The sequence below is a fragment of the Roseovarius sp. A-2 genome (assembly GCF_002072155.1).
Classification (GTDB): domain Bacteria; phylum Pseudomonadota; class Alphaproteobacteria; order Rhodobacterales; family Rhodobacteraceae; genus Roseovarius.
Genome location: NZ_BDIY01000048.1, coordinates 1 through 8,943 on the forward strand (window position 1 = coordinate 1; position 8,943 = coordinate 8,943).

The 8,943-nt window shown below is 61.3% G+C and carries 8 protein-coding genes; 1 reads left to right on the plus strand and 7 read right to left on the minus strand.

Annotation, left to right across the window (positions count from 1 at the left end):
• Window positions 1-613 precede the first annotated feature (613 nt).
• From BHD06_RS21865 to BHD06_RS21890, 6 genes are all read right to left on the minus strand, one after another.
• A complete protein-coding gene (locus BHD06_RS21865; RefSeq protein ID WP_080459072.1) occupies window positions 614-2,398 on the minus strand; it encodes a gamma-glutamyltransferase family protein in 1,785 nt (594 codons plus the stop codon).
• Between the two features lie 13 nt (window positions 2,399-2,411).
• A complete protein-coding gene (locus BHD06_RS21870) occupies window positions 2,412-3,200 on the minus strand; it encodes an ABC transporter permease (RefSeq protein ID WP_080459073.1) in 789 nt (262 codons plus the stop codon).
• Window positions 3,197-4,084, minus strand: a complete 888-nt coding sequence (locus BHD06_RS21875) for an ABC transporter permease (RefSeq protein ID WP_080459074.1) — start codon at window positions 4,082-4,084, stop codon at window positions 3,197-3,199. The genes BHD06_RS21870 and BHD06_RS21875 overlap by 4 nt, the downstream gene beginning before the upstream one ends.
• A 3-nt stretch (window positions 4,085-4,087) precedes the next feature.
• Window positions 4,088-5,155, minus strand: a complete 1,068-nt coding sequence (locus tag BHD06_RS21880) for an ABC transporter ATP-binding protein (RefSeq protein ID WP_080459075.1) — start codon at window positions 5,153-5,155, stop codon at window positions 4,088-4,090.
• Window positions 5,148-6,566, minus strand: a complete 1,419-nt coding sequence (locus BHD06_RS21885) for a hypothetical protein (protein WP_080459076.1) — start codon at window positions 6,564-6,566, stop codon at window positions 5,148-5,150. Before BHD06_RS21885 ends, BHD06_RS21880 begins: the two co-directional genes overlap by 8 nt.
• Window positions 6,567-6,645: 79 nt before the next feature.
• A complete protein-coding gene (locus BHD06_RS21890; protein WP_080459077.1) occupies window positions 6,646-7,704 on the minus strand; it encodes a PotD/PotF family extracellular solute-binding protein in 1,059 nt (352 codons plus the stop codon).
• A gap of 229 nt (window positions 7,705-7,933) precedes the next feature.
• On the opposite strand from BHD06_RS21890, the gene BHD06_RS21895 reads away from it, so the two are divergent.
• Entirely contained in the window at window positions 7,934-8,581 is a 648-nt protein-coding gene (locus tag BHD06_RS21895) for a GntR family transcriptional regulator (RefSeq protein WP_176214463.1), read from the plus strand.
• Window positions 8,582-8,802: 221 nt separating this feature from the next.
• Here BHD06_RS21895 and BHD06_RS21900 read toward each other — a convergent pair.
• Window positions 8,803-8,943 (minus strand): transposase domain-containing protein (locus BHD06_RS21900; protein WP_139784691.1); only part of this gene is annotated, 141 nt, incomplete at its 5' end.

Below are 8,943 nucleotides of genomic sequence, written 5' to 3' on the forward strand. Positions count from 1 at the left end.
GCCGCGATCTCCTGCACGGTCTTGTCACCACGTAGCGCTTCCAACGCCACCTTGGCCTTAAACTGGTCTGTAAAGTTCCGGCGCTTCGCCATTCTCGTATCCCTTCAAAGGTTTGGGATACACCTTAGCCGACTGTCCAGTTTTCTGGGACCACTTCAATCAACGTTCTCTCAGCCGGGCAATCAGCACTGCCTGCCACAAGATCAGGCTGGGTTGGTGCTGATGAACTGCATAAGCGCCCTGTCATGGTCCGGCCGCATTCCCCATCGAGTAGAAATCGACGTCGAAAACTTGGGGTTTGAGTCAATTACGGAGGGAGGTGGAATTGCGTCACGGAAGCTGGTGGCGACTAGGGCCATCCCCATGACATGTGTCTGGAGCTTCTAGGACTTCACTCCTTTCCCCTCAGTCCACCCACCCGTGCGTCCCTAGGAGACGAGCCATTCCTTACCCCCTCGGGGCCAATACGGTCACGCCGCCTAGACGAAAGGTAGGGGCGGGCTGCAAGGGGTGTCTTTCAGGCCAGGATTTCGGAACGGCCTGCCGCTGATCGCGGGTTCAGCGCGACGGCTGCACCCAACGCGTCACTGCTCAACCCTGCACCAACGTCAGATCAACGCGCGATGGCGTATCCTTGCATGTGACGGGGCGTTGCTCCGGCATATAGCAGGCCGTCCCGCCGCTCGACTGCGCAAACACGGCCCAGCTCCCACGGGCCGGTCTCGGTCACCTTGTGGCCCCGTGCACGCAAATCCGCGATGACTTCGGGCGGAAAGCGATTTTCTATGGCCATCGTGTTCATTGCATATTCGCGTGGGTAGAAGGATCCGGGGAAATGCCGCGAATGGAACATCGGAGCATCTATGGCGGCCTGAAGCGGCATCCCGTGGAGCAGATGGCGCAAGAGGACGACCAGTGGCCACTGGTCTTGTTGATCGCCCCCGGGCGTTCCTAGCGCTATCACCGGCGCGCCGTCGCGGGTCACCAGTCCGGGCGTCAGTGTGGTGCGCGGGCGGCTGCCGGGCCGCAGGGTTGAGGGCAGTCCCTTGTCCAGCCAGAACATCTGGGCGCGTGTCGATATTGAAAAGCCGAGGCCAGGCACCACTGGCGAGGATTGCAGCCATCCACCGGAGGGCGTGGCGGACACCATGTTGCCCCACTGATCGACGATATCGAGATGCACGGTGTCCCCCTCTACTGCCGGAAGGGGTGCGAATGTCACCTCCCCCCCGCCGGGGCCTTGGGGCTCCTCGCTGCCCGCGCGTGCGGTGATCAGCGCTAGCGCTTCGGCCGCGCCGGGCAGATGACTGGGAATATGCTCAGCTGCCGCGTCGCCGGTGATCGCCGCCGTGCGTTTTGCCGCGTAGTCCCGCGACAACAGCGTCTCAATTGGGATGTCCGAAAAGTCGGGATCGCCGTAGAATGTTTCGCGGTCGATGAAAGCCAGCTTGGCGCATTCGACGACGCAATGCACGAAATCAGCGCTGCCGGGAGCCATGTCCTTGATGCCCATAACGTCAAGCATCCGCAGCTGTTGGAGCATCACCGGCCCCTGCCCCCACGGCCCCGTCTTGTGGATCTCGACACCGTTGAAATCCACTGAGAGCGTCTGCTCCTGCGTGGGCAGCCAGCCAGCCAGGTCATCGCCACTCAAGAGGCCAGGGTTGCGCCGGCCGGTCGTGTCGAAGAGTTCCTCCTTTGCGTAAAAGGTGTCAATCGCCTCGGCTACGAACCCCTCGTAGAAGCTGCGGCGAGCGGCTTCGATGCGGGCCTCGCGACTGCCCCCCGTCGCGGCCTCTTGCAGGATGCGGCGGTAGGTGTCTGCGATAGCGGACGTTTTCCAGATTTGGTCGGGACGTGGCACGTCCCCGTGGTCCAGCCAGACCTCGGCCGAGGTCGGCCACTCGTCCAGAAACAGATCGCGCACCGGATGAATGGACTGGACCACTCGTCCGAGCAGCGGGAATCCCCGCTCGGCATAGCCAATGGCAGGCTCCAGAACCTCGGCCAGCTCCATGGTGCCGTAATCCGCCAGCAGTTTCAGCCACGCGCCGAATGCGCCCGGCACTACCGCGGGCAGCAATCCGGTGCCCGGCACCATTTCTAGCTCCAACTCGCGCATCGCCTCTACCGTGGCGCGGGCGGGGGCGGTGCCCTGACCGCAGATGACGATGGGTGCGACGGCACCCACGGGGCAGGCGATGATCGGCACCTCGCCGCCGGGGCCGTTCAAGTGAGGTTCGACGATCTGAAGTACGAAGCCACTGGCGACCGCCGCATCGAAGGCATTCCCCCCCTTTTCCAGGATCGCCATCGCAACGGCGCTGCCGATCCAATGGGTGGTGGATACCGCGCCGAAGGTGCCCGCAAGCTCGGGACGTGTGGTGAATCGAGCCATTTCAGGCCTCCTTTTAGCGGCCTACGATCCCGCGAGAACCGATAAGACGTTCTGCGATAAACAGCAGAACCAGAATGACTAAGATTTGCAGCGCGCTGGCGGCGGCCACGACCAGCTGGTTTCCCTGGAACTGAAGGTAGCTGAAGATTTCAATCGGCAAAGTCGTGATGCCCGGGCCGGTCAGGAACAGCGCTGTGTTCAACTCTCCAAAGCTTATCACGAAGGCAAAAATGAACCCCGACAACAGGCCCGGCCAGATGATCGGCAGGGTGATCAGGTAGAACGTGCGCAGCGGCGGCGCGCCGAGCGCCGCGGCCGCCTCTTCAAGGTGCATGTCGAAGCTTTGCAGTGACGTCAGGACGGAGCGAAACGCGTAGGGCAGACAAACCACGACATGGGCAATAAATAGACCGGGCAGCACCGGCACACCGATAGTGCGATAGAGGATCAGCAGCGCCAGCCCCAGAATGAGCGCCGGAAAGACCAGTGGCGCCATCGCCAGTCCCTGCATGATAGCGCCCAGCATGCCGCCGCGCCGCACGGAGTAGAGCGCTGCCATCACGCCCAGCAGGCACGAGCCGAAGGCCGAAGCCAGTGCCAGCCCGAGGGACAAAAGGAACGCGTTGCGCATTTCCTCGAGCGCGAAGAAGGCGACGAACCATTTTAGCGACAATCCCGGAGGCGGAAACTCTAGCGTCGCGCCGGAGCTGAAGGCTAGGATAATGACCGTCAGGATCGGCCCCATGATGAGAACAAGTGCGATCACCAGCATCAGGCGCAGAAAAAGGGCGGTGAAATTCATGCCTTGGACTTTCGGTTGCGATTGCGGCCTTGGACCCGGCCAGGCCGGACGATGAGCTGGATGGCCGCCGAAATGATCAGGGCGAGCAGCAGGAGTGTGAACGCGAAGGCGGCCGCCCTCGGCCAGCGAAACGACGACACGCTGTCGAAGACGAAACTGACCAACAGCTTGTAGCGCGGGCCACCCAGCAGGGCGATCGTCACGTAGGCGCTGAGCGTCAGAAAGGTGACCAGCATCAACCCTGACGCGATGCCTGGACTGGACAGAGGCAGCGTCACCCGCAGGAAGCTGCGCCACGGGCTGGCCCCGAGCGAAGCGGCAGCCTCTCGATACCGAATGTCGATGGTGGTCAAGGAATTGGTCAGGGTCACCACCATGAATGGCAGCAGGATCGTCAGAAGGCCCAAGGTGACGGCGTTGAAATCATAGAGAAATGACTGCGGCCGATCCGCCAGTCCCGCGTTCTGAAGGCTCTGCGATACGATGCCCTGTCGGCCTAGGATCGCGACCCAGCCATAGGCACGCACGACGTTGGACACCATCAGCGGCAGCATCATGGCCATCAGGATCATGATCCGCCCGCGCGCAGTCATCTGTGCGGCAAGATAGGCCACCGGGTAGCCGATCAAAAAACAGGCAAGCAGGACCACGCCCGTCGAGAGCAAGGTCCGCATCACGATCATGTGGTAGAATGGATCGGTGAAGATGATCGCGTAGTTTTCCAGCGTCGGCACGAAGTCGAACAGCTCGGACATGGAGTTCGACATGAAACTGACGAAGAGCAGATAGCCCAGCGGTGCCACGAAGAAGACCAGCAGCAAGAGCAAAGGCGGAGCCAGCAGGCCGACGGTCGACAGGCGACTAAAAAAGGATGTTCCGCCCATCGCTCAGCGCTCCAGCGCGACAATGCTGTCGTCGCTCCAATTTAGACTTGTCTCGTCGCCCGGCGCGAGGCCACGGACGGCTTCGCTCGGCAGAATCGCGGTGATATCCTGACCCATGAACGTCAAGTCGATCCTACAGGTCGCCCCCTGAAACACAACCGAGCGGACAGTGGCTTGCAATGGGCCACCTTCGTCCAGACGAATTCGCTCGGGTCGGAGCGAGAGCTTCACCTTGTCGCCCGCCTTCAGGTTTTGGCCCTCGGGCAGTGTGGCGCGCGTGTGCTGGTCACCAATCTGAACCTCCACATCTCGACCCTGCACGCCCAGCACCTTGCCTTCGAGCAAGTTCGCGGCACCGAGGAACGTTGCGACGAATTCGGTCTGCGGTCGGTCATAAATGTCGCGGGGCGACCCGACCTGTAGCAGCTTGCCGTCCTGCATAACGGCGACACGATCCGACATCGTTAGCGCCTCCTCCTGATCGTGGGTCACGAAGACGGTGGTTATTCCAAGGCGTTGTTGCAATTCGCGGATCTCAATCTGCATCTGATCACGCAGCATCTTATCCAGCGCCGATAGAGGCTCGTCCAACAGCAGCACCTCGGGCTCGAAGATGATGGCACGCGCGAGTGCGACGCGCTGCTGCTGCCCGCCCGACAGTTCCGCGGGATAGCGGTCGCCCAGATGGCCGAGCGATACCAGATCCAGCGCATGGGACACGCGCTTTTTCCTCTCGGTCTTGGCGACGCGGCGCATTTCCAGCCCGAACGCCACATTCTGATTGACGGTCAGGTGTGGGAAGAGGGCCAAATTCTGAAAGACCATGCCAAAATTGCGCCGGTGGGCCGGATCACCGGTCACATCGTCCGCGCCGATGCGTATGCGCCCGGCACTGGGCTGCTCGAAGCCGGCGATCATACGCAATGTCGTGGTCTTGCCGCATCCAGACGGGCCGAGCAGCGAGAACAGCTCGCCCTGCCTGATCTCCAAGGACAGGGGTTTGACCGCCTGGAACGTCCCAAATGTCTTTTCGATACCCTCGAAAGTTACGCCGGGGATGGGGTCAGCCATGAGGCACCTCGCCAATTTGAGTGTCGATCCGCGTGCAGCGCAGCGCTGCACTCACGATCCTAATCGGGGTTTCGGCCATTACCGACGCCTCTCCCAGCAGGATACTGGCGGTGCCCGGACCGTCCCACCATGCATTCGCGTCGGCCATGGCGCGCGTCAGTATGGCAGGAATGTCGCCCGTTCCTGGGCCTACGAGCGGCGCGGTCGAGAGGGCGTCCAAGCCCGCAGTCAGCGCCTCCCATTCGCGGTCCAGCCGGTCGGCCAGCCACGATCCGATGTCGCGCATCCCGGCCGCCTCGGACGCGGCGATCTCGCGCAGCCGCGCGATGCCCTTGGCGACGGTCCGATGCATATCCTGGATCTGCAGGGACTGCACACTCGGCGCGGCATGCTGGCCGCGCGCCCCTTCGGGGCAGCTCCAGTGGATTGCGTTGTGGATCAAACGAAACCCCGCCGCATCGTCAGCGCACAGAAAGTCGAGTGTGTTCTCGATGACCCCCGCGCCCCGGATCGGCAAGTATCGCCGCACGTAATCTTCCATCAGGACACCGCGCCTGAAATGCTCGCCCATCTCGGGATGAGGAGAAAACACTACGAGCCGTCCCTTGCCTTCGAACCTGGCCCGCGCCAGCACGGCCGGCCGTTTATTCAGCGTTTCAAAACGCTGCGGATCTAAGGGGTTGTCGATAAAGAGCTTCGATGGCGCGATAAGCGACCTGAAGCGCGCAGCAATCGTCTCGCCTCCGTGCGGGTCGTCGTAGACAGGGCCATGATAGTAGGGCATCTCCAGCGCGCAAGGCAGGCCTGCGGCGAGTGGCGTATCCTCCATCGCAATGCTGATCATGCCGGCGCCCGCCAACAGATATTCCTGCGTGAAACGCGGCGTGGTGGCGAACGCGCCGAGCCAGCCCGGACGCCCGTCTGCCGTATAGAAGGCGCCGCCGCAGGATCCCAGATAGCCGCCGCCGCCGGCCAGGAACCGGCGCACGCGGGCATCTATCCCGCTTTGCCGCTCGGCACGGTCCAGTCCCCAGGTGGCAAAGCCACCGGGCATGATCAGAAGATCCGCGGTATCCAGTGCATTTGCCAGGATATCGTCCGGACCGACGCACCGGAACGGCACCCCGATCGACAAGAGTGCATGCGCATAATAGCCCCAATAGGGGTAACCAACGGACGGCCCGGCATAGAGCAACACGCGCGGCGGGCGAGCCAGGCCCGCCGCGGCGCAACCTGCCTTGCCATCTTCCGACGCCTTGATCAGACCGTGCGCATCCGCGACCCGCGACACCGCCTCGGGCAGCAAAAACCCCCCGGCGACCGCGGACACCGGCCAGCCATTGCTCGGCAACAGGTTCAAAACGCTGATCCCGGCACCGTTGAAGGCGCCAGGATCCCGATAGAGATGCATTCTCATATTATTCACTCGGGCTCATACTTTTCACTTGGGATGGTCCCGGTCACTTAAGTTCGCGCAGCCAAGCCGACGATCAGCCGCCGGCAACGATGCGGTTCCACATGTCGGTCCAGTCGGCCCGGTTCATCGACATGAAATCTTGGTCTAGGTTGATGATCCGCTCCTGCTCCTCGGAAGTAAATTGGACCCGCTCCTGCAGTTCGGGCGACAGTTTCTCCAAAGTGGCGGGATTGGTAGGCGCGTAGTTATAGACCTCCGTCACCCAGCTTTGAAGATTCGGGTCGATGGTCGCGTTGATATATTTCTCGGCCGCCTCAAGGTTCTTCGTGCCCTTGGCGATGCCGGTCCCGGACATGTAGGTGATCGCGCCTTCTTCGGGGAAGACCCATTTGACGTTACCGCCATTAGCCAGCACCGTATAAGTCTGTGATTTGTAAAGCAGGCCTATCGCGGCCTCGCCGGTCTGCAATGCGGACATGATCGAATCGGTGTCGCGCGCCCAGATCGGGTCCAGCGCGACCAGCTCGCGCAGCTTCGCGAACCCCGTTTCGGCGTCCTTCAGATCAGCGCCAGCCGCAAGCGCCCCGATAGGAACAATATATGGCCCGATGGAGTGGTTAATTGCGGGCAGGACGATCTGGCCCGCGTATTCCTCTTTCCACAGATCCGCAAAGCTGGTCGGCGGATTTTTAACGAGGTCCGGATTGTAGACGATCCCAAGCGCGGAATAGATCATCGCGACCCAGCCTTTAGTGCGGAACTTCTCGGGCACGTCCTTCAGATACGGAAGGTTTGGCGAGTTTACGTCCAGATCCTCGAGTGTGCCCTGCGCCTCGGCCAGCGGCACCACGCCATCGGCCAGTTGGACTAGGTCGTAGATCTGATCGTCTTCGCTGATCTTGATCTTGGTTATCCGTTCGACCGGGGAGGAGCCGGTGTCCTGCACTACTTCCACGCCGGTCGCTTCGGTGAAGGGCACGCCCACCCGCTCAGCCATCGAGGCACCCCAGAGGCCGCCCCATGTCATCATCGACAGTTCGGTGGCCTGCGCGAACACAGGAAGTCCGGCCGTCGCGAGGCCACCCGCAAGAGCGGTCGAGCCAGTAAGTCTGATAAAATCGCGTCTTTTCATAAGCTTAATCCTCGTGGCGTGACGTGGCTTCTTTGCCGTTGAACTTTTTCCTCAACGGCAGCATATTTTGGATCCAATTTTAAAGTCAATGGTTTTGGATCCAAAATTACTAAGTACTATTTTCCGGCGGCCAAATGCCGTGTTTATACGCACCGGGAAACGATGTAGCTGCCTCAGGTAGCCGACGGGGACAATTCAGATGACACAAAGCAACGATAAGAACCCGACAGTGACCTCCCTGCTGCTGGTCGAAATGCGAGAGGCGATCATGGATGGTCGTTACGCGCCCGGCACGCTTTTGCGGCAGGAGACCGTAGCGGAGGAATTCGGCGTCAGCCGCGTGCCCGTCCGCCAAGTGCTTTTGGCGCTAAGCAGCGAGGGGCTGGTCAACCTTCAGCCAAGGCGCGGCGCCGTCGTGGCTGGCTTCTCCGAGGCCGAGATCGCAGATCTCTTTGACCTGCGCGCCTTGCTCGAAACGAAGTTGCTGGCGGCGTCTCTGCCCAATCTCGGACCGGATGATTTCGCCGAGCTGCAAGACATCAACACCGCCTATGGCAACGCGATCGCCGGCGCGGAAAAGCAGCGTTTCGGCGAGTTGAATGCGAAATTCCACCTTACCTTGTATCGTGGCACCGACCGGCCTAAATCGATACAGATCGTGTCAGGGCTGCTACAAAGTTCCAATCACTACACGCGCGTGGAACTTATACGCCACGACGACATGATGCGCGCCCATGCAGAACATGAGGCCGTCCTGGATCATTGCCGATCCGGAGACATCGACGGCGCCGTCGCGGCCCTACGCTCGCATATATGCGACGTGCAGAAAGGCGCGAACCGCTACGGTGTATCCGCTGCGACACAAAAGGACGATTGACACGCGGCGCTGTCACGCGACGCGGCCTGGCTTAAGGTCCATACGCGAGAACGTGCGGCTAGCGCATTGGCATGGATGCTGAATGGCAAAACCATTCGAAGACCATGGTTCAGCTCGCTGGATTGGTCCTGGCCCAAATGGGCTACTGAGACTCTGCGCCTGTGATCGGGAATTACGTAACCGCGCCATTGGCACCGTCACCGCGTCTATGATACCGCAGCTTACGCGGCTTGACTGTCCGTCACGGATGGCAGTGGCACCCAATTCCACGGCAGCAACTCATTTAGCTTGTTGATCTTGTGATCATGGATGCGGTCGAGCACGTCGGCGAGATAGGCCAGCGGATCGAGGCCGTTGAGCTT